The 21,620-nt window shown below is 59.8% G+C and carries 21 protein-coding genes; 7 read left to right on the top strand and 14 right to left on the bottom strand.

Annotation, left to right across the window (positions count from 1 at the left end; genetic code table 11):
• Positions 1-33: 33 nt before the first annotated feature.
• Positions 34-1,500: a c-type cytochrome gene (locus tag JZX87_RS16125; protein WP_206826746.1), complete on the bottom strand. Its 1,467-nt coding sequence runs from the start codon at positions 1,498-1,500 to the stop codon at positions 34-36.
• Positions 1,501-1,790: 290 nt separating this feature from the next.
• Here JZX87_RS16125 and JZX87_RS16120 point away from each other — a divergent pair, with 290 nt between their 5' ends.
• Together JZX87_RS16120 and JZX87_RS16115 are read left to right on the top strand one after the other, a co-directional pair.
• A complete protein-coding gene (locus JZX87_RS16120; RefSeq protein ID WP_206826744.1) occupies positions 1,791-2,720 on the top strand; it encodes a LysR family transcriptional regulator in 930 nt (309 codons plus the stop codon).
• A gap of 124 nt (positions 2,721-2,844) precedes the next feature.
• Positions 2,845-4,080, top strand: coding sequence for a PAS domain S-box protein (locus tag JZX87_RS16115; protein ID WP_206826742.1), 1,236 nt, complete (start codon positions 2,845-2,847; stop codon positions 4,078-4,080).
• 29 nt (positions 4,081-4,109) lie between these two features.
• Here JZX87_RS16115 and JZX87_RS16110 read toward each other — a convergent pair whose 3' ends face one another.
• Both JZX87_RS16110 and JZX87_RS16105 read right to left on the bottom strand, forming a co-directional pair.
• Positions 4,110-5,438 (bottom strand): ATP-binding protein, encoded by a 1,329-nt coding sequence (locus tag JZX87_RS16110; protein WP_206826740.1) that lies wholly within the window; start codon positions 5,436-5,438, stop codon positions 4,110-4,112.
• A complete protein-coding gene (locus JZX87_RS16105; RefSeq protein WP_183685673.1) occupies positions 5,439-6,158 on the bottom strand; it encodes a response regulator in 720 nt (239 codons plus the stop codon).
• A 229-nt stretch (positions 6,159-6,387) separates the two neighbouring features.
• Here JZX87_RS16105 and JZX87_RS16100 point away from each other — a divergent pair, with 229 nt between their 5' ends.
• Entirely contained in the window at positions 6,388-7,125 is a 738-nt protein-coding gene (locus tag JZX87_RS16100; RefSeq protein WP_206826738.1) for an SH3 domain-containing protein, read from the top strand.
• Between the two features lie 148 nt (positions 7,126-7,273).
• Here the strand turns inward: JZX87_RS16100 and JZX87_RS16095 are convergent, their stop codons facing one another.
• The 11 genes from JZX87_RS16095 to JZX87_RS16045 form a co-directional block, all read right to left on the bottom strand.
• The gene (locus JZX87_RS16095; protein ID WP_183685669.1) at positions 7,274-7,597 is read right to left on the bottom strand and encodes an EthD domain-containing protein; all 324 of its coding nucleotides are present in this window, start codon (positions 7,595-7,597) and stop codon (positions 7,274-7,276) included.
• A gap of 12 nt (positions 7,598-7,609) precedes the next feature.
• On the bottom strand, positions 7,610-8,515 hold the full coding sequence (locus JZX87_RS16090) for a 2-hydroxyacid dehydrogenase (protein ID WP_183685821.1): 906 nt from the start codon (positions 8,513-8,515) through the stop codon (positions 7,610-7,612).
• Positions 8,516-8,570: 55 nt separating this feature from the next.
• A complete protein-coding gene (locus JZX87_RS16085) occupies positions 8,571-9,350 on the bottom strand; it encodes an amino acid ABC transporter ATP-binding protein (RefSeq protein WP_183685668.1) in 780 nt (259 codons plus the stop codon).
• Between the two features lie 24 nt (positions 9,351-9,374).
• Positions 9,375-10,172, bottom strand: a complete 798-nt coding sequence (locus tag JZX87_RS16080) for a transporter substrate-binding domain-containing protein (protein WP_206826736.1) — start codon at positions 10,170-10,172, stop codon at positions 9,375-9,377.
• Between the two features lie 50 nt (positions 10,173-10,222).
• Positions 10,223-10,882 carry an amino acid ABC transporter permease gene (locus JZX87_RS16075; RefSeq protein WP_183826144.1) on the bottom strand — a complete coding sequence of 220 codons (660 nt, stop codon included), beginning with the start codon at positions 10,880-10,882 and terminating at the stop codon, positions 10,223-10,225.
• A 13-nt stretch (positions 10,883-10,895) separates the two neighbouring features.
• Positions 10,896-11,564 (bottom strand): amino acid ABC transporter permease, encoded by a 669-nt coding sequence (locus tag JZX87_RS16070; RefSeq protein ID WP_206826734.1) that lies wholly within the window; start codon positions 11,562-11,564, stop codon positions 10,896-10,898.
• A gap of 73 nt (positions 11,565-11,637) precedes the next feature.
• On the bottom strand, positions 11,638-12,693 hold the full coding sequence (locus JZX87_RS16065) for a LacI family DNA-binding transcriptional regulator (RefSeq protein ID WP_206826732.1): 1,056 nt from the start codon (positions 12,691-12,693) through the stop codon (positions 11,638-11,640).
• A gap of 121 nt (positions 12,694-12,814) precedes the next feature.
• Positions 12,815-13,876, bottom strand: coding sequence for a molybdenum ABC transporter ATP-binding protein (gene modC, locus JZX87_RS16060; protein WP_206826730.1), 1,062 nt, complete (start codon positions 13,874-13,876; stop codon positions 12,815-12,817).
• Entirely contained in the window at positions 13,873-14,589 is a 717-nt protein-coding gene (gene modB / locus JZX87_RS16055) for a molybdate ABC transporter permease subunit (protein ID WP_183685662.1), read from the bottom strand. Before modB ends, modC begins: the two co-directional genes overlap by 4 nt.
• A 51-nt stretch (positions 14,590-14,640) precedes the next feature.
• Positions 14,641-15,435, bottom strand: coding sequence for a molybdate ABC transporter substrate-binding protein (modA, locus tag JZX87_RS16050; protein WP_183685660.1), 795 nt, complete (start codon positions 15,433-15,435; stop codon positions 14,641-14,643).
• A 200-nt stretch (positions 15,436-15,635) separates the two neighbouring features.
• A complete protein-coding gene (locus JZX87_RS16045) occupies positions 15,636-17,138 on the bottom strand; it encodes an ABC transporter substrate-binding protein (protein WP_206826728.1) in 1,503 nt (500 codons plus the stop codon).
• A 336-nt stretch (positions 17,139-17,474) separates the two neighbouring features.
• Between JZX87_RS16045 and JZX87_RS16040 the strand changes: the two genes are divergently transcribed.
• The 4 genes from JZX87_RS16040 (at position 17,475) to JZX87_RS16025 (ending at position 21,619) form a co-directional block, all read left to right on the top strand.
• Positions 17,475-18,254: a GntR family transcriptional regulator gene (locus tag JZX87_RS16040; protein WP_206826725.1), complete on the top strand. Its 780-nt coding sequence runs from the start codon at positions 17,475-17,477 to the stop codon at positions 18,252-18,254.
• A 2-nt stretch (positions 18,255-18,256) separates the two neighbouring features.
• Positions 18,257-19,765, top strand: coding sequence for an ABC transporter substrate-binding protein (locus JZX87_RS16035; RefSeq protein ID WP_206826724.1), 1,509 nt, complete (start codon positions 18,257-18,259; stop codon positions 19,763-19,765).
• Positions 19,766-19,826: 61 nt separating this feature from the next.
• Positions 19,827-20,753, top strand: coding sequence for an ABC transporter permease (locus JZX87_RS16030; protein WP_148147025.1), 927 nt, complete (start codon positions 19,827-19,829; stop codon positions 20,751-20,753).
• Entirely contained in the window at positions 20,750-21,619 is an 870-nt protein-coding gene (locus tag JZX87_RS16025) for an ABC transporter permease (RefSeq protein WP_206826722.1), read from the top strand. Before JZX87_RS16030 ends, JZX87_RS16025 begins: the two co-directional genes overlap by 4 nt.
• Position 21,620 lies beyond the last annotated feature (1 nt).

Raw genomic sequence — 21,620 nt, 5'->3', positions numbered from 1 at the left:
GCGTTCAATGCGAAAAGGGAAAGCGATCAGGGCTCAGCCGAGCGCCGGGCGCGAACGACGACGGCGCGACAGTAGCCAGACGATCACGGCAAGCACGATGACGGCAGCGACGATCGCAGCGGGAGCCGCAAGCGGCGCGAGCTTGACGATCAGAGGCTTCTCGCCACCGTCACGGATGCGTGCCACATTGGCAGGCGTCACCTTGACGGACGGATTGCCGTAGTTTGCCAGAACATAGTTGCTGACATCGGCGATATCCTTATTCGACAGACGATCCGTGTAGGACGCATCGGCACCGAAGGCCGGCATGAAGGCGACATGATCGCCAACCTTGCGATGCAGACCATAAAGGATGGTCGATACGAGGTTGTCGGGACGGTCCTCACCGGTCGCGGTGTTGTTAAACAGCGACGGATAATGATCGTTGCCCTGCCCTTCCACCTGGTGGCAGGCAGCACAGCTGCCGCTGAAGATGTGATAGCCGTTTTCTTCCGGCGACTGGCCGGGCAGGCCGCGCAGCGAAGCTTCGACCTCGCCCGAAGGTTTGCCGAGATCGGCACGCGAGGTCTTTTCTGCCGATCCGATCGCCGGCACGTCCTTGAGGTAGGTGACGATCGCCTTCAGGTCGTCGTCGGAGAGATGCTGCAGGCTGTTTTCGACCGCTTCCGCCATCGGGCCGGCGGCCTGCGCCTTGCCGGGGACATTGCCGGTCTTAAGATACTGGATCAGCTGATCGTCGGACCAGCCGCCGATACCGGCAACCTTGTCGGAGGTGATGTTGGGCGCATACCAGGAACCAACCGAACCGCCGGCAAGCGCCTGGCTGGCATCTTCAGCCATGAAGGCGTTGCGCGGCGTGTGACAGGTGGCACAGTGCTCCAGCGCATCCGCCAGATAGGCGCCGCGGTTCCATTTGGCGGACTTGGCCGGATTGGGCTGGAAGCGGGTCTTGTCGAGGAAGAGCAGGTTCCAGACCGCCATGGATGCGCGGATCGAGAAGGGGAAAGGCAGCTCGGTCTTTTGCGGCTTGTGGTCGTCCGGCTTCACCTCGTGCATGAAATAGGCATAGAGCGCCTTCATGTCGTCGTCGGTGATCTTGGCATAGGCGGTGTAAGGCATTGCCGGATAGAGATGGCTGCCATCCTTGGCGACCCCTTCACGTACGGCGCGCGAAAAATCCTCTTCGCTGTAAGTGCCGATACCATCTTCCTTCGACGGCGTGATGTTGGTCGAGAAGATCTTACCGAGCGGCGTGTCGATGCCGTAGCCACCGGCAAAGGGCGTGCCGCCATGCGGCGCTGTGTGACAGGCGGCGCAGTCGGCAGCCGTCGCAAGATAGCGACCCCGCGCCACGAGATCGGAAGCATCGTCTGCGAAGCTCGCGCCGGCCGTTGCGACCAGCGCGGAAAGACAGAGAATAGCGGGGCGGAGCGATGCGGAAATCGGCGCAAACAAAGTGCGGCCGAAAGACGTACAGGGCGAGACAGGAGGCTTAGGCATATATCCCCGTGCTTTCATCAAGCATGAACAATCGATATCGGTTCCAGACGTGCCTCCCACACGCAGGGCCGATCTTCATCGCCGCAAACCGGGGTGGCACATCGGGAGAATGCCACTCGTATTGAAGCGATTCTTGAACAAAAAAGCTTGATTAACGGGTTCAGGATTAAACCTGAGGCGTGTCGATGTGTCGCGGTGCGACTTGATCTGTGTCATAGCGCCGCAAAAGATAGCTTGTGTAGTCGGTTTGTCGTACAAACAGCCTTCACCAATTGTGAAAGCTTAAAACCATGAAATTCGACCTCATCGATCTCAGGATATTTCTCTCGGCCGTAGAGGGCGGAAGCCTGACGGCAGCGGCCTTGCAGAACAATATCGTGGTGGCTGCGGTCAGTGCGCGGCTGCGCAAGATGGAAGTCAGCTTCGGGCTTCCGCTGGTGGAGCGGACCGGGCGCGGTATCAGGCCGACGCTTGCAGGCGACATACTGGTCGGCCATGCGCGCAAGGTGCTTGATAATACGCGAAAGCTGGAGATCGAACTCGATGCCTTTTCGGAAGGCCGCGGCGGCACAATCCGCCTGCTATCGAACACCAACATGCTTTCCGAGCACATGCCGCAGTTGCTCGGATCATTCCTGCGGCAGAACCCGGATATATTTGTCACCGTCACCGACAAGCCGAGCATGGAAGTGGTCAACCTGCTGAGAAACGGCGAGGCGGATATCGGCATTGTCGCATCTTCGGCGGACATGACCGGTCTCGAGCGCTGGCGCTTCGTGCCGGACAGGCTGGTGCTGATCGTCCCGGGCGACTGGGCTCTGGAAGGGCCGGTTGCCTATGCGCGAATTCTGGATCATCCGCTGATCGCGCTGAACACGACGGTCGCCCTGTCGCAATTCCTGCGGCGACTAGCCACCGAGCTTGGCAGACGAGCGAATATCCGCATCCGGGTCGAAAACTTCGAGTCGCTTTGCCGAATTGTAGAATGCGGCGCGGGCCTTGGAATCGTACCGGAAAGTGCTGCCCGGCGGTATGGCCGTGACATGGGTTTTCGGACGCTTGAGATTGCCGACGGCTGGGCGGAACGCAAACTGTATGTCTGTGTGAGAAATCAGCAGCAGCTTCCCCTCTACGCGCAGAAACTGCTGCTGCATTTTCAGACCTATGCCGAGGAAGCGAAAAACGCGGCTTTTCGCGAGGCCGCAATCGTTAAAATTTGAAACATTGTCGCAGATTTGATCATCGTCAGTTTCGGTCAAAATCCGGAATGACAGTAGTTCATTTCGATGCAAGAAACCCAATTAGGGAATAGGGAGGGTATTTCTTACGGCGAAAGTTTAATTCATGGATGTTTCAGAGTTTCACGATCATTCGCAATTATATCGCGAAATAGAAATCCCGTTCGATTTTGCGGAGATCTTCTTCTCCAGAACGGACACGCGTGGGAAAATCCAGTCCGGCAACGAGGTGTTCCAGCGCATAAGCGGCTATTCCTGGAGCGAGCTTGCGGCGAAGCCCCATAACATCATTCGCCATGAAGGCGTGCCGCGTGCCGTATTCTGGTTGCTGTGGTATCGTCTGAAACAAGGTCTCCAAACCGGCGCCTATGTAAAAAACAAGAGCAAGGACGGCCGGTTCTACTGGGTTTATGCCATCATAACCCCATGCGAGGGCGGTTATCTTTCCGTTCGCATCAAGCCGAGCAGCCCCATCTTCGGTATCGTTCAGGCGGAATATGCTGCCCTTGCCCGGATGGAGATAGAGGAAAAGCTGTCACCGTCGGAAAGTGCAGCGCGACTGATGACGCGCCTTTCGGCTCTCGGTTTCGAAACCTATGATGCCTTCATGGCAACAAGCCTTTCTGCCGAATTCTCGCTGCGCGACGTGAACCTGCAGAAACAGTCGCGGCAGACACTTGCGCTTTATGGACGACTGATGCCCTCTGCCGCGCGGCTGCTGACCGCGGCCCAGCAGATCTCTGAAGGTTATCTCACCTACCGGTTCGTGCCGCTCAACCTGCTGGTTCATGCAGGCCAGATCGGTGAAGCGGGTGCGGCGATTGCAACCATCTCGACGAATTACAACACGCTGTCGGAGGAAATAGAGCGAGGGCTGGACGGCTTTCTGCAAGCCGCCCGAACCGTGTCACACACAATTAGTGTCGGGGCTTTTTTGCTTGCCACATCCTATGTGCAGCGGGAGATCGCCTGCAGTTTCAGAGATGAAGTCCCCATCGAGGGGGTAGACCACGCGACCGAGAAGAATTTTCTCGACCAGCAGCAGTCGACCTATCAGGCCGAAGCATTAAAGAGCCTGACCGGCATCGAGGACGAGTTGAAGATCTTCTTCCAGATGGTTTCCGAGATGAAGCGGCTGGCCTCCGGCCTCGCGGCAATCCGCATCATGGGCAAGGTGGAATCGGGGCGGCTGAGCGTCGCCGTCGTCAATGATCTGATCATGGATTTGGAGGCGTTTCAGGATATTGTTCAGCGCGGCCTTGCCGACATATTGCAGGCCAATGACGCGCTAAGAATGGATACGTCGCGCCTGCTGGAGGCCTATGCCGCCGAAGACGCCTGAAGTAGCCGTCGATTATCAACGCGCGCCGCTCAGCGCGCCGCTCCTTCCGCCGGCAGACAGACGGTGGCGACAAGACCGGAACCTGCCGTCCTGTTTTCAAGCGTGATCGCCCCGCCATGAGCATCGAGGATCTGCCTGACGATGGCAAGGCCGAGGCCGGTGCCGCCATGGCTCCGGTTTCGCGACGGTTCAGCGCGGAAAAAGGGTTCGAAGACGAAGGGCATGTCCTTCTCCCCTATGCCCGGCCCGTCATCCTCGATGATCAGACAGGCCATGCCATCACGCCTTTCGGTTCTTATCCGGGCATGCGTGCCGTAGCGCAAAGCGTTGGACAACAGATTGTCGATCACCCTTCGCAGTGCCTTTCGCGGCAGCCGGACATTGAGGGGATCGGCCGAGAGGGCGAGTTGAACCGCTCCGGACGGGGCGACTTCGATGGCCGAGGTGCTGACTGCTGCATTCAGTTCCACCGTCTCCTTCTCGGATCCGGCAGAGCTTTCACTGGCGAACAGAAGCACGTCGTTCAGCAACTGCTCCATCGTCTCGACATCATGAATGGCCTTTTCTCGATGGGTGCCTGCCGGCATCATCTCCAGCCGCAGGCGGAAACGCGTGAGGTAAGTCTTCAGATCGTGCGAGATCGCCCCGAGAAACAGGGTGCGGTTGTTGACAAGGCCGAGGATGCGCCCCTGCATGGCATTAATCGCCCGGATCAGGGTGCGAAGTTCCCGCGCTCCCCTCTCCTTCACCTGCACTGGCTCGATGCGGTTTCCGAGCTCATCGACGGTTCGTGCCAACTGGGCAAGCGGCCGCGTTTCACGCGCCACAGCAAGGACAGCGATGATCGCGACGACAATGCCGAAGAAACCCGCGAGAAAACCGACCGGCAAGTTCCAGACCCGCAATGTCGTCTCGTCGGAAACCGAGAACCGGGCGATCTCTCCGGATTTGAGCCCGACGACGAATGTCATCAGCGATGAATTGCGCCGGTGCTCGCCGGATCGGACCGCGCCCACCCGGACGACCCGCCCGGGCTCGAGATCATCGATCATCTTGCGGGTAAGCACACCCATGCGCCCGAGGCTGAAGTCATCCTTAAAACCTTCGGGCATGGCGGAAATCACCGAGACCTGGAACCCGGAGACGCTCGACACAGCAAGCACATCCTCACGGTTACGGATCTCGGTTTCATCCAGCAGTCGAACGACGGCGACGATCCGCTTGGCGATGGCGAAAGGCGGCGGTGGAGATCGCTCGCCATGCAGATAGGAGATCACCACGAACAACTGGCTGACGAACAGCGCAGCCGTGACGATCAGCGCAATACGGGCGACAATGCCGATCTTTCTCAACAACATTCAGCCGTCCGTCACAGTGGGGTTGAACAGATAACCGACATTGCGCACGGTGGTGATGACCCGGACATCCGGGGGCAAGCAGGCGGCGAGCTTGGTTCGAAGGCGCGAGATCGTTACGTCGATCGTCCGGTCATAGGTCTCCGCGGACGATCCGCGGGTAAAATCGAGCAACTGGTCGCGGGAGAGAACCCGCTTCGGCCGTTCGAGGAAACAGGCGAGAAGGTCGAATTCTGTTGTGGTGAGCGGCACGCTCGCACCGTCTTCCGTCATGATGCTGCGCGCCTGCGGATCGACGACGAGACCGGCGAAGCGCTTGACCGAATTGCCCGGATCCGACGCAATCCCCTTCGCGGTCGTGCGGCGCATCACGGCCCGCATGCGGGCGAGCAGTTCGCGCGGATTGAAAGGTTTGCCGAGATAATCATCGGCGCCGAATTCCAGCCCGACGATGCGATCGATCTCGGCGGTCTTGGCGGTCAGCATGATGATCGGAACCTGGGACCGCGCGCGGATGCGCTGGCAGAACGACAGGCCGTCTTCGCGCGGCATCATCAGGTCGAGAATGATCAGATCCGGCCAGCGGCGCTCGACCAGCCGGTCGGCCGATGGCGGGCTGTCGGCCGTCTGCACCAGATACCCCTCACCGGTGAGGAATTCATCGAGCAGGTCGCGAATTTCCGGGTCGTCCTCGACAACCAGAATTTTCAACTGTTCATCCATTTTACGCTGCTCCATCACCCAACCGGGCCTATCCAGCCAAGTATGAGCCTATCAGACAGGACTGCGATTTCGAGACGATTTCGGATTTGTTGCAATTTGTTACAGCGCCGCGGGAATGCTGGGCCAATCGGCATGCCCGTCTGCAAACTTTTGTAGCAAAGCTGAAACAGCCGTTCAAAACGGACGCGGGACAATGGCGACTTCTTCAATACAAGGAGCCGAGCTTTCCATGTCTGCAATCTACCTTTCACACGACATCCGGGCCACAGAAGCCCTCCAATCGATGCCCGCGATGCGCAAAGCCGCGTCGCTTTCGATATTGGCGCTGCTGGTACTCTTCTGCTTCGGAGGCATCAACAAGGCTTCCGCGGCAATCAACGGCGTTGCGGTGACCAGCGTCAACCTGCGCGCCGGGCCGAGCACGCGGTATCCGGTGGTGATGGTCATGCCGCAGAGTGCTTCGCTTGCCGTCTATGGCTGCACCGGAGACCGGTCGTGGTGCGATGTCAGCGGATCGGGCGCTCGCGGCTGGGTGGCGGCAAGCTATATCCAGGTCTTGTATAATGGCCGCCCGACCGTGCTGACCGCATCGATCGCGCCGGTCGTCGGCATCGCCACGGTCGCCTTCAGCGTCGCCTATTGGGATGCGCATTACCATTCGCAGCCCTGGCAGGGGCATTGGGACCGCTATTATGTCGGCGGTGGATCGCGTTCGGTCGTGGCCGGCTGCGGAGACCGCGGCTGTGGCGCGGCAGCCGTGACGCGCGGACCTTACGGCGGTGCGAGGGCTGCGGCCGGCGGGTGCAATGATGGAAATTGCGGCGGCGCTGCCGTCACCAGAGGCCCGAATGGCGGCGGACGGGCGGCTGTCGGCGGCTGCGGTCCGGAAAAATGCGGCGGCGCATCGGTGACGCGCGGGCCGCTCGGCAACACGCGAATTCGTCAAAGCTCATTCGACCAACCGTAACACAATAGAGCGGCTCCGTCTTTCCGTGAAAGGCGAAACCGCTCTATCGATTTTTTTCAACGCAATTCCGGACGCAAAACCGGTTCCCACTTTTGCTGGAATTGCTCATAGCCCGGCTGCCGAACACCAGCCGGGCTATGTGATCTTCTTATCCGTGCGCGAGATCGAAGACGTGGTGATGGATATGTCCGTCGAACATTTCCAGCAGGCCCTTGGTCATCTCGCGGCTTTCATAGCGAACCGGAGAATCCAGTGCGGCGGCAAGCGCCTCGCGGCTGTCATAGGCGGTCCAAAGCACCATCGGAAAGGGCGGAGCGCCCTCGTCGCGTTCGACGGCGTACAGGACCTTGACCTCTCGGATGCCGGGGAAAGCCAGCCACATCGGCATCAGCTTTTCCGCGACATAGACCTTGAAGGCGCCTTCCTTGCCAGCATGGATCGAGCCTTCGAAAAATGCCTGACGGATGATCATCGCTGGCTATCCTCAGTTGACGGTGGTCGGCGGCTTTTCGCCGGCGAAGTAGGCAGCAAGGTTTTTCAGGACCATTTCGCCCATGCCCATGCGGGTTTCATGCGTCGCGCTGCCGACATGCGGCAGAAGCACGGTGTTCGGCGCGGTGAAGAATTCCTCGCGGATGTTCGGCTCGTTGACGAAGACGTCGAGGCCGGCACCGGCGATCTTGCCGGCGGTCAGGGCGGCAAGCAGCGCGTCTTCATCGACCACCGTGCCGCGGGCGATGTTGATGAGATAGCCGTTCGGGCCAAGCGCTTCGAGCATCTCGGCATTGACGATGTTGAAGGTCTCGGAATTGGCGGAGATGACGACGCAAAGGACGTCGCTGTCGCGGGCGAGATCGAGCGGCGAAGCACAGGCCTTCCAGCTCGTGTCCTTGACCGGCGAACGGTTCCAGTAGCGAACATCCATGCCGAAGGCTTCAGCCTTGCGTCCAACGGCCTTGCCGATCTGGCCGAGGCCGAGAATGCCGAGCTTCTTGCCCTTGGGGCTGGTGGCGAGCGGGAAACCGCCCTTCTTCCAGTTGCCGCTGCGCACATAAGCATCGCCGGCAACGACCTGGCGGAGAGTAGCGAGGATAAGGGCGATGCCGACATCGGCGACATCATCGGTCAACACGCCGAGCGTAGTCGCAACATCGATATTTCGCTCGCGGGCGAATTTCAGGTCGATCTTATCAGTGCCGACGCCGTTGACGGCGACAACGCCGAGGTTCGGCAGCTTTTCGATCCACTCCTTGGAAATGCCGCCGCCGCCGCCGGTTGCAGCCGCACGGATGCGCGGCAGCGCTTCCTCGATCGACTGTTTCTGGCTTGGGTCATAGGCGCGATGCACGGTGTAGAGCGCATCGAGCTGTTCCTCGATCGGCTTCATCATCTGTTCGAGAAGCAGGAGGTCCGGTTTCATCTGCAGTATCCTTATCGATTTTGGATCAGGCGATCTGGCCGAGGAAGTTCTTCAGACGCTCGTTCTTCGGGTTTTCGAAGAACGTATCCGGCGGCCCCATTTCCAGAATTTCACCGCGATCCATAAAGATCACCCGGTCGGCCACCTGACGCGCGAATCCCATCTCGTGGGTTACGCAGAGCATGGTCATGCCTTCCTTGGCAAGGTCGATCATCGTATCGAGCACTTCCTTGACCATTTCCGGATCGAGTGCGGAGGTCGGCTCGTCGAACAGCATGATCTTCGGGTTCATGCAGAGCGCGCGGGCAATCGCCACACGCTGCTGCTGGCCACCGGAAAGCTGCGCCGGGTATTTTTCGGCCTGTTCGGGAATGCGGACACGCTCAAGGAATCGACGCGCCGTCTTCTCGGCTTCGGCCTTGGAAATGCCGCGTACCTTCATCGGCGCGAGCGTGCAGTTTTCGAGCACGGTCATATGCGGAAAGAGGTTGAAGCTCTGGAAAACCATGCCGGTTTCCTGGCGGACCAGATCGACATTCTTGCCACCGGCGGTCAGGTCGTGACCATCGACGACGATGCGGCCCTGCTGGATGATTTCCAGCTGGTTGATACAGCGGATCAGCGTCGACTTGCCCGAGCCGGACGGCCCGCAGATGACGATGCGCTCACCGCGATTGACCTCGAGGTTGATGTCCTTGAGGGCGTGGTAGGCGCCATACCACTTGTTGACGCCTTCCATATGCACGGCCAGATCGGAAGTCCCGCGCACGGCCGCCGCTGTTGCGTTCGCTTTTGCCTCGGTCATGCGAGGAACTCCTTCAGTCTTAAATTACTTCTTGGCGACGAAATCCGGCAGCGGCGAACCGAGCCACTTTTCGTGGATCTTGTTCAACTCGCCATCCGCCTTGGCCTTTTCGACGAAAGCGTTGACAGCGGTCAACAATTCAGCCGAACCCTTGCGAACGGCGATACCCTGAACCTGCTGGCTGAGCTGCAGTTTCTGGTCGAAACGACCCGGAGCTGCCTGCTCGATTTGGGTGGCGACGACGTTGGAAACGCCGATCAGTTCGACCTGACCGGACAGCAGTGCCTGAACGGCGCTGGCATCGTCATCGAAACGCTGGATCTTGGCGTCCTTCGGAGCGACCTTGGTGACGGCCGTATCCTGCGTGGATGCACGGGCGACGCCGATCGTCTTGCCCGACAGGTCTTCCGGCTTGGAAACCTTGGTGTCGGAAGCGCCGAAGACGCCGATCGAGATGCCGGCATAGGGCTGCGAGAAGTCTACATTCTTGGCGCGCTCTTCGGTGATGCCAAGCGACGCGACGAGCAGGTCGACCTGATTGCTCTGCAGGTAGGGAATGCGGTTCGGGCCAGTGACCGGAACGATCTGGACCTTGACGCCCCATTCGGCGCCGAGCAGCTTGGCCACGTCGGCGTCATAGCCGTCCGGTTGGTTCGACGTGTTCATGATGCCGAATGGCGGAAAGTCGACCATCATGCCGATCTTGACCGTGCCGGCCGACTTGATGGTTTCGACCGTCTGTGCCGATGCGAACGAAGCGGTTGCCCCGATGACCAGTGCGGCGCCGATGCCGGCCATTGCCATGCGTCTCGAAATGCTCATGTTCCTACCCTTTCTTGTCCACCGGCATCCTCCCGCCGGCTAAGGACCGGTCAACGCGTTGTCGACCGGGAAAACTTCACTTCCATGCGACGTGCGAGCAGCGACAGCGGCCAGCACAGGATGAAATAGACCGCAGCCACGGTGCCGAACACCATGAACGGGCTGAATGTCGCATTGTTGATGATCTGCCCCTGACGCGTGAGCTCGGTGAAACCGATGATCGCGGCAAGCGAGGTGCCCTTGATCAACTGCACGAGGAAACCGACCGTCGGCGCAATCGCGATCCGGCTTGCCTGCGGCAGGATGATGTAGCGCATGCGGTTGACGTAGCGCAGGCCAAGGGCGGTAGCCGCCTCACGCTGGCCGGGCGGGATCGCCTCGATGCAGCCGCGCCAGATTTCACCCAGAAACGCGCTGGCATGCAGGGTCAGCGCGACGGCCGCCGCGATCCACGGATTGATGGCAAAACCCATGATGTTCATACCGAAGAACACCAGGAAGAGCTGCATCAAGAGCGGCGTGCCCTGGAAGACGCGGATGAAGCCGGTAGCAAGCAGCCGCGGCCATTTCGCATCGGAGACGCGGGCAAGCGCGATCAGGAGACCACCGACACCGCCGCCGGCGAAGGCGATTGCGGAGAGCGCAATCGTCCACTGCGCCGCCATGACGATGATCCAGAATTCGTTGATGCCAAAAGGTCTGATAAGCATGATCCGGCCCTCCTCAGCGGCTCAACGGATATCTGAAGGCGGCCTTTTCGATCATCGAGAAGACCGCGGAAAACCCGATCGACATGATGAGATACATGGCCGTGATGATGATATAGACCTCGAAGCTGGCGAAGGTCGCCGACTGCAGGTCATTGCCGGCAGCAGCCAGATCATCGGCTGAGATCGCGGAGACCACGCTGGAGGTCAGCATCAGATAGATGAATTGGCTGGTCAGCGCCGGATAGACGGTGCGAAGCGCCGGTTTCATGATGATGTAACGGAAGATCTTCAGCTTGGAGAGGCCGAGTGCGGTACCCGCCTCGATCTGCCCCTTCTGGATCGACTCGATGCCGGCGCGGATGATTTCCGTGCCGTATGCACCGAAATTCACCACCAGCGCAACGAGCGCCGCGCTGTTGGGCGACAGCCGGATGCCGAGCGACGGCAGGCCGAAGAAGATGAAGAAGATCTGCACCAGGAAGGGCGTGTTGCGGATGATCTCGATATAGGCATCGATGACCCAGCGCAGCGGCGCAACCCGCGACGTCTTGCCTGCAGCACAGAGGATCGACAGGATCAGGCCGATCACCATCGCCGCGCAGGACAGCTGCACCGTTACCCAGGCGCCGAGCAGGAGCTTGTCAAAACCCGCCAATACGGGCTCGAAATTGAAAGTGTACAAGGGCTCCTCCGCGCTCGTATGCCGCACCTCCATGCGACGATTTAGATCGATCTAAATCAGTTGTCCGACAACGTCAACCCGATTCTTGCTGTCTTCCCAAGCTGCTTCCACGCCAAATGGCGCTTGATTGGCGAATATGCAGCTGCGGTGCCTTCACGAGTTTGCGAGGCGCCAGATCCGGCTGGGCCAATCGATCCAGAAGCAGCTTTGCAGCTCCTTCCCCGATCGCTTCGGGAAAGGTTGCAACGGATGTCAGGCGCGGGCGCATTGCCTCGGCATCCGCGACATCGTCAAAACCCACCAGCGAGAAATCGCGACCAATGCTGATGCCGAGATCGTAGAGCCCGGCAGAGAGGCCGAGAGCGACGACATCGTTAAAGCAGACGACTGCGCTCGATCGACGCGAACCTTCGGTAAACAATCCGGCGGCCTCCGCGATTGCGGCAATCTGGTGCGGCACGCGGATGACATTTTCGGGGTCGAGCCCACGCGCCTGCATTGCGTCACGAAAGCCGTCGACCCGCTCCTGGTAGGCCGAATGAACCGGACCATGCAGGGCGAAAGCGATATCCCGATGCCCGAGTTCCGCCAGATGATCCACCGCCTGGCGCATGCCAAAAGCATAATCGACACCGGCATAATCGCAATCGTCGGTAACGCGGCGCAGGACCTGGACGAGTGGCAGGTCCCACTCGACCATCTTCTCGACCAGCGACATCTCCGTTTCAGCGGCCGGGCAGAGGATGATGCCATCGACGCCGTGTTCGCGCATGCGCGTCAGCAATGTTTCCTGACGGGCGACGAGGTCTCCGCTATTGACCAGGATCACCACCATGCCGGCTGAATCGATGACCCGATCAATGCCCGCCAGCAATTCGGTGAAGAACGGATTGACGAGGTTTGGAATGACGACGCCGATCGTCAGGCTGCGATCGGCCCTGAGCCTTGCCGCGCCCATATTGTAGACATAACCAAGCTCCTGCATCACCGCCTCGACCTTGGCGCGGGTCTCGGTACTGACCAGCGGGCTCTTGCGGATGACGAGCGACGCTGTTGCGCGCGAGACGCTGGCATGACGGGCAACATCCAGCAGCGTGACGCGATTTTTCTTTCGGCCTTCGGATAACATGGCTGTGCATCGTCCTCCCGAGCCGAAGCAGTATTGCGCCTATAGATTGATCGCTATCAATCCTCGGTCAATCCTTCGGCGAGCACGAAAATCGATTACCCTTAGTTTCCGACAGTGTATCCTATCGCTCCAGAGCGACCGTCTTGATGACTGCAAAGATGGATTTGTCGACGGCAAGCTGCAGCCGCTCCACCGAGAGCGTGGTGATGCGGGCAAGCACGATATCGTCGCCTGAGCGGATGTGGATACGCGCCATTCCCTCGCCATCCGGCTCGATCGAAGACACATGTCCTTCGATGATATTGAGCGCGCTCAGGCCTTCCGGGCGGATCGTCGCGACCATCACATCCCGTTCGGGAATATGAATGCGCACGTTCTGGCCGGCGACAAGCCTTGCGGTCGGCACAGTCATGCTGGCCGCCGAAAGATTGACCGTTGAAAGGCCGTGCGCAGTATCCACCATCTGAACTGTGCCGGACAGTACCGCACCGGCTTCCCGTCGGTCGGTGGATGGCAGTGAGAGAATTTCGGATGGTGTACCGGTTGCTTCGACCCGGCCATCCTTCATCATCACCACCTTATCGGCGAGCTGCGCCACCTCGGCAACCGAATGACTGACATAGACGATCGGCGTTGCCGTCTCGTCGCGCAGGCGCTGCAGATAGGGGAGGATTTCAGCCTTGCGAGCCTCGTCGAGTGCTGCGAGCGGTTCATCCATCAACAGCAGGCGCGGCGCTGAAAGCAGGGCCCGGCCGATCGCCACACGCTGCTTTTCGCCACCAGAGAGACCACCGGGGCGTCGGTCCAGCAGCGCATCGATGCCAAGCATGTCGATGATCCGGTCGAACTCGGCCGATTGTGCATTCTTTGGCGCGAACCAGCGGCCATAGGTGAGGTTCTGGCGGACCGAGAGATGCGGGAAAAGTCGACCTTCCTGAAAGACGTAGCCGAAGCGCCGCCTGTGCTTGGGCACGAAAATGCGTTTTTCCGTATCGACCAGCACTTCGCCATCGATCACCAGCCGACCATGATCGGGTTTCAAAAGACCTGCAATGATCCGGACCATGGACGTCTTGCCGGACCCCGAACGGCCGAACAGCGCGGTGACCCCGCCTTCGGATGAAAAGCCGGCATCGAGCGAGAAGGCCCCAAGCTTTTGTCTTGCTTCGACGAGAAGGGTCATTGCGGGCTCACCCTCTTTCCAACGACATGAGCAAGCAGTTCCGACGCGAGCAATGCGGCAAAGGAAATGACGATCGCGACGATGGTGAGGCGCATGGCGCCGAGATCGCCGCCCGGCACCTGAGTGAAGGTGTAGATGGCGGCCGACAGCGTCTGCGTCTCGCCCGGAATGTTGGAGACGAAGGTGATCGTTGCGCCGAACTCGCCCATCGCCTTTGCAAATGCGAGGATCATGCCGGCAATGATACCGGGCAGGATCAGCGGCAACGTGACGGTCAAGAACACCCAGGCAGGGCTTGCACCAAGCGTTCCGGCGGCCTCCTCAAGCTTGCGATCGACGCTCTCGATCGACAGGCGGATGGAGCGCACCATCAGCGGAAACCCCATAACGCCGCAGGCAAGCGCAGCCCCCGTCCAGCGGAAGGAAAGAACGATGCCGAGATATTCGTTGAGGAAAGAGCCGATAACGCCGCGGCGGCCGAAAAGCACGAGCAGGATGAAACCGGTAACGACAGGCGGCAGGATCAGCGGCAGATGGACGATGCCGTTGAGGATCGACTTGCCCCAGAATTTTCCCCGCGCCAGTAGATAGGCGGTAACGATGCCGAAGGGCAGACTGACGATCATGGCGATGCCGGAGACCCAGAGACTGAGCCTGATCGCCACCCATTCCTCATCGCTCAATACCAGCCAGTCCAACGATCCACTCCGCATGAAAACGGCCTCCGCTGAAGCGGAAGCCGCCATTTCCTGTTGTTCAAGACGTTACTTCAGAACCGTAAAACCTTCCTTCTCGAAGAAGGGGGCGGCCTTGGAGGACTTCAGATAGTCGAGATAGGCACTAGCATCCGGCGCCTTGGATTCGGACAGGATAGCGATCGGGTAGATGATCGGAGCATGGCTTTCTTCCGGGAAGGTGCCGACGACGGCAACGCCCGGATCGGCAGCGGCATCGGTTGCGTAGACGATGCCGTAGGGCGCCTCGCCGCGGGAGACGAGTGCGAGTGCGGCGCGCACGCTTTCGGCACCGGCAACGCTTTTTTCGACCGATGCCCAGGTGCCGAGCTTTTCAAGCGCGGCCTTGCCGTATTTGCCCGCCGGAACGCTGTCCGGTGCGCCCATGGCAAGCTTGCCGCCGGCGAGAAGACCCGCGAGATCAAAGCCCTGTTTGATATCGACCGGCTTGGCATTTTCCTTCGGTGCGACCAGCACGATGCGGTTGCCGAGCCAGTTGGACTTGGTGTCTTCCTTCACCAGCTTCTTGTCGGAAACATATTTCATCCAGTCGAGGTCGGCCGAGATGAAGATGTCTGCCGGCGCGCCGCTTTCGATCTGTTTTGCAAGCGCCGAACTTGCCGCATAGGAGGCAGTCACTTCCTTAGCGGTTTCAGCGCTCCAGGCCTTGTTGGCTGCGTCGAGCGCGTTTTTCATGCTGGCGGCGGCAAATACGGTGACTTTTTCCTGCGCGGAGGCAGGTGTCATGGCCGATGCCATGACAGTGAAGGTCATTGCGGCCGCAACTACGGCTTTATTGATCCAGCGACGGTCAACGATTTTCATTGTCAGGCCCCCTCAATCATCGAAATATTCCGGCAAATATATCGAGACGCACCACCTTGGCCAGCGTTATATTTATCCGGATATAATGATTTTTCGCGGAGCACTTTTGTCGATCGTCACGCAAGCAGCAATCCAGGCTCGGCGGGGGAGCGTAAATATCGCTGGAGGAGGTCGAGACAACCTCCTCCACGAGGCGACGCTCAATCGTTCCATTCGATCCGGTTGAGGAAAATGCTTTCGTTCGGCGTCGGCGTAAAGGAGACCTGTTCGGCGGCGCCGTAGACAACGGAGGCCTGATAGAGCGGGATGATGAGGTTTTCCGCATTCACCTTCTCATGCACCTTTTTGTAGGCGGCCAGTCGCTCTTCCTGCGACAGCGACTTGCGGGCTAGATCGAGCGCTGCATCGATCTCGGCATCCTTGATGCTCGACCAGCCGCTCGACGAATGCAGCAGCGGATAGAGAATTCCGTCGGCATCCTGGCATCCGCAGCTCCAACGACTGAAGGCGATTGCGGGGATGACGCCAGGCCCACCCTGCATCTGCTTCAGCCAGTTGGGCATGTCGGTCATCTCGATCTCGATCTTCATGCCGGCATCGTTGAGCATCTGCTGGATCGCCTGCACGACGCGCTGGTCATAGACCGGCGAAGTCAAGAGCTTGATGGGTGTGTCTGCGCCGGGCGTGGAAGAGATGATCTCCTTTGCCTTGGCCGCATCGAAAGGCAGCGCCTCGATGCCTTCGACCCAGCCCATATGGGCGGGTGAGGCGATTTCCGGGACCGGCTTTTCTCCGGTCGCCAGGATGCCCTCGGCAATGCCGACCTTGTCGATCGCCATGGCGATCGCCTCGCGAACTGCAGGCTTGTCGAGCGGCGCCTTGGTGACATTCATGCCTAGATAGGCGACACGCTCGGTATTGCCAACCAGGGCCTTGCCCTTGCCCGACGACTGGATCTGCGCAACGAGGTCGCCGTTCAGATAGGTCGCAAGATCACTCGCACCAGCCTGCAGATTGGCAACGCGGGTCGCGGCATCCGGCACGGCGCGGAAGACGGCTTTCGGGAAGGCTCCCTTGTCGCCCCAATAGCTATCATTGCGCGCGAGCGTCACCTCGACGCCGCGCTGCCATTTTTCGAACTTGTACGGGCCGGAGCCTACAGGGCTGAGATTGAAGGCGTCCTTGCCTACTTTCTCGACTACGGCCTTCGGCACGATCGACAGTTTGACCAACTGGGCGAAGAGAGGCGGATACGGACCGTTGGTGGTCAGCGTCATCGTCGTCGGATCGTCAGCGACCGCATCGGTGATCTGGTTGAACTGTCCGAGTTGGGGGCTGGCGAAGGCGGGATCGGTGATGCGCTTCACCGAGAAGGCGACATCTTCGGCTGTCAGCTTAGTCCCATCATGGAAGGTGACGTCATCGCGGATCTTGAAGCGGATCTGTGTGTCGGAAAGATAATCCCAGCTGGTGGCAATCTGCGGGACGATCTTGCCCTCGTCATCACGCGTGACGAGGTTGTCGAAGACGTTGCGATAGACGTTGTAGCTGTCCGGATTCCACTGGACATGCGGGTCAAGCGACGACGGCTCGCCCGGCAGATCAATGACAAAAAGATCCTTAGAGGCGTAAGCCTGTAACGGTAATGCAATGCTGGTTGCGGCGAAAATGATGCCAGCGAGAATATGCCTGTGTGATCGCATGAGTTGTTCCCCTTATCAGCGAAAATCAGTTCTCGAAACGCCTTAGCTTGAACTGCTGACCGGCGCAGGTCATGCAACTTTATTCTAATTCTGAGATGTCAATTAAAATAAATGACATTTCATAAACTCATGTTGACATCTTAAATTTCGCTATGCAATCCTGATTGTCGAGGTGAACAGCTTGATGCCAGAAAGCCGGAATAGCTAGAAGGTTAGAGGGTATGGCCGAACACGGTCGGCTCCAGGAATCAGCTTTGACAAGTTTCGTGAATCTGACGATGAAGGGATCAGAGGACGGCCATTTCGGCTGCCAGAATAACGAATTGAGATACCAGAATGCTTGATAGTGATGCCTATTCGTCGCCGGTGCCCGGTCTGGGCAAAGGTCTCTCTGCCGAACAGACGCTGCGCAGCGCAATCGTGCATTGCGTATTGAAGCCCAGCGAAGTGCTTTCGGAGGCCCAGCTTTGCGATGAGTTCGCCATCGGCCGCGGTGCGGTGCGCATGGCCCTTCAGCGCCTTCAGGCGAGCGGCCTTGTGACGGCGGCACCCAGAAGCGGCTGGCAGGTCGCCCCGGTTTCTGCCGGCGAGATTCGCGAAATCGTTGCCGGGCGGCGGCATCTGGAAGCCATTCTGGCGGAGGTGAAACTGACCGAGGCGGACCAGGCACATGTAGCGAAGCTGTGCGACATGTATGCGGCCCTTCACGGACGCAGCGACCCGTCTCTCGATCTGCAGGGAACGCTGCGGCGCGCTGAACGCGACCTGCTTTCACTGCTGGCAACACGGCTCAACATGCCGACGGTGAGCGGCTGGCTTTTCGACCTGTGGGATCGTTCGGCGCGGCTCGTCACATTTTTCGAGGCATGCAGCACGGCAAAGCTTAAGGGAGCCGACCGTGCGGCACTTGGAGCCTGCCTGCTTGCCGGCGACAGCGAAGGGGTCAAAGCGCATTTCGCCGCCGCGACCGACCTGCTGGAAGCCTATCTTGCAGCACGCTTTCTTGAATCTTCGGCCATCCTTAACGAACCGGTCACCCGCCGCAAGCGGGCCGCAAGGACCAAGGCCGAGACCAATGAATTTCAACCGAACCAGGAACGAACAAGGACGAACTGACAATGCCAGGTTTGAGACGTATTACTTCGGCACTTCTGCTTGCCGCCGCTTTGGGCGGAGCAACTTTCCTTAGCGGCCCCGCGAGCGCCAAGGACATGTTCGTCGTCGATCTGGTGAACGAGCCATCCTCGCTCGATCCGCAGAAGCAGTGGAACCCCGACAGCTATTACGTCTACCGCAACGTCTTCGACAACCTGATCACTCGCGACGATGCGGGAAAGATCGCACCGCAGATCGCAACAAGCTGGGAATACAAGTCTCCCTCCGAAGTCGTCTTCAAGCTGCGCAGCGACGTGAAGTTTCATGACGGCGAGAAACTGACCGCCGAGGATGTCGCCTTCTCGGTCACGCGGATCATCGATCCGGCCTTCAAGAGCCCGCAGCTCAGCCAGTTCAACAAGATCAAGTCGGCTGCGGTGACAGGCGAGAACGAGGTCACGATCACGACCGACGGGCCTTATCCGGTTCTGCTCGCTCAGTTGGTAAAGCTGTCGATCGTACCGAAACATGTGGTCGAGAAAATCGGCGACGACGCCTTCAATGCGGCACCCGTCGGCTCCGGCCCCTACAAGTTCGACCGCTGGGACCGCGGCTCGCTGGTCGCACTTTCGCGCAATGCCGACTACTGGGGCGACAAGGGACCGTTTGAAAAGGCCGAATTCCGCGCAGTTCCCGATGCAGCAACGCGCCTTGCCGATCTTCAGGCCGGCAATGCAGACCTGATCGTGACACTCGATGCCGACCAGGCGAAACAGCTGGAAGGCAGTGGTTCGGCCAAGGTGCTGAGTGCGCTGACGGAGCGTATCGCCTATCTGAAGCTCAACCCGACGATCGCGCCACTCGACAAACCGAAAGTCCGCCAGGCTGTCGCCATGGCGATCGACAAGCAGGGCATTGTCGAAGGCCTGCTCGGCGGTTTCGACAAGCCGGCAAGCCAGATGGCGAACAATACCTATTTCGGTTTCGTGCCTAACCTGAAGAACGTGGAATTCGACCCGGAAGCCGCAAAGAAGATCGTCGAGGAGACGGGCGCCGGCAAGACCAAGCTTTCGTTTGCGACCTCGCCGGTATTCGACCAGCGTATCGTGCAGGCGCTCGCACAGATGCTTTCCGATGTCGGCTTTAATGTCGAGATCCAGCTGACCGACATGGCGGCGTATCTGAAGCGTGCCCAGAGCGAACCGGCGCAGCAGGCGAATTTCGCCTTCGGCCGCTGGTCCTGCGCCTGCCAGGATGTCGACGGCGTGCTCTTCCCGCTTCTGCATTCCTCAAGCTCGTGGTCGTCACTGCGCGATCCGAAGATCGATGCGCTGCTTGTCGCCGCCCGCAATACGCTCGATGACAAGGAACGCCAGCAGGCCTACGACGGCGTCGCCAAGTTTGTCGCCGACGACGTGCCGATGGTACCGCTCTACGAAGCTGCCGTTCTTTACGGCGGAGCCAAAAACCTTGAATGGCAGCCGACCGCCAACGAAAGCATGTTCCTGAACCGTATGTCCTGGAACGACTGATGGAAGCCGGCAGCGATCTGCAATCGTCGGATTGCTGCCCTCCCAACCAGCGGAAAAGCAAGTGCCGATCTTCTTTGCCAAGCGCCTTTTTCAAGCGCTGATCGCCATCTTCGGCGTGATGACCCTGATTTTCTTCCTGCAGCGGCTGGCTGGCGACCCGGTTCTGCTGCTGGTGCCGATGGATGCCTCGCAGGCGGATGTCGACCGGATGAGGATCGCGCTTGGCTTCGACCGGCCGGTCGCCATCCAGTATCTCGAATATATCGGCAACCTCATGTTCTTCGATCTCGGGCGCAGCTACGTGCAGAACATCCCGGTCGCCGAACTGATCTGGACCCGTGTGCCCTATACGCTGATGCTGGCCGCCGGCGCGCTGGTGGTGGCCTTCGGGATCGGTATTCCGGTCGGCATCACGCTGGCGATCCGTCGCGGCAGGCCGATCGCGCGGCTGCTTTCCGCCCTCGTGCTTGCCGGACAATCCATGCCGACCTTCTGGAGCGCCATCCTGATGATCATGGTCTTCGGCGTCTGGCTCGGCTGGGCACCGCCATCGGGTGCGCGTGAACTGTCGAGCATCGTCATGCCTTCGATCGCGCTCGGCCTTTTGTCGATGGCGACGTTCGCTCGCGTTGCAAGGACGGCCGTGCTCGACGAACTGGAGAAGGATTATGTGCGAACCGGCCACGCCAAGGGCCTGCCGATGCGCCGCATCATCTTCCGCCACCTGTTGCGCAATGCATCGATCCCGGTCGTGACGGTCTCGGCGCTGGAGATCGCCAATCTTCTGGCCGGTGCGGTCATTGTCGAGACGGTGTTTGCCTGGCCGGGGCTTGGACAATTGACCATACAGGCGATCACCGCCCGCGACTTCATGGTCGTGCAGGGTGTGGTTATGCTCGGCGCGATCACGGCCATCGGCCTCAATCTCGTTGCCGACCTGCTTTACAGCCTGATCGATCCGCGCATCCGCATGGGAGCCGGCTCATGAGTGCGCAACCACAATCTGTCGCGCCCACCAAACCGGCACGGTCCTCCAATATACCCTGGGCTGCCCTGCCCTTCCTCATAATCATCACAGCCATGGTGCTGCTCGCGCTCGCCGCACCGCTGGTGGCGCCGGTCGATCCGAACACGCAGAACCTTCTTGCCCGGCTGAAGGCACCCGGCACTGTCTCGCGCGGCGTCACCTATATTCTCGGATCGGACGAACTCGGGCGCGATGTCCTGAGCCGGCTGATCTACGGCGCACGGATTTCGCTGTTCGTCGCCTTTTCTTCGGTCCTCCTGTCCGGCACGCTCGGCAGCATATTGGGCATGATCGCCGCCTTTTATCGCGGCTGGGTCGAGATCGTCATCATGCGGCTGGTCGATATCGTGCTGTCGGTACCGGCGATCCTGTTTGCCATCATCACCGTTGCGGTGATGGGGCCGGGCCTCGTCAACGTGGTCATCGTGCTGGCGCTGACCCGCTGGCCTCGTTATGCGCGCGTCGCCTATGGCCAGACGCTTTCGGTCGCCAACATGCCCTATGTGCGGCTGTCGCATTTCATGGGCGCGAGCTGGCTGCGGCTGCTCGGCCGGCATGTGCTGCCGAATATTGCAGGCTCGCTTGCGGTCGTCGCGACGCTCGAATTCGGCCTGATGGTGCTTTTCGAAGCGGGGCTTTCCTTCCTCGGCCTCGGCGTTCAGCCGCCGACGGCAAGCTGGGGGGCGATGCTTTCGACCGGCCGCAACTATGTGGCAACGGCCTGGTGGATCGCCACCTTTCCGGGGTTTGCCCTCTTCCTTCTCGTTTTATCGATCAACCTGATCGGCGACCACGTGCGTGACCGCCTCGATCCGAAAGCAAGGTAAT

It is taken from the genome of Agrobacterium sp. Ap1, assembly GCF_017313375.1.
Classification (GTDB): domain Bacteria; phylum Pseudomonadota; class Alphaproteobacteria; order Rhizobiales; family Rhizobiaceae; genus Neorhizobium; species Neorhizobium cellulosilyticum.
Note: the sequence above shows the minus strand (reverse complement) of the source record. Positions and strands in the feature narration are given on the sequence as shown.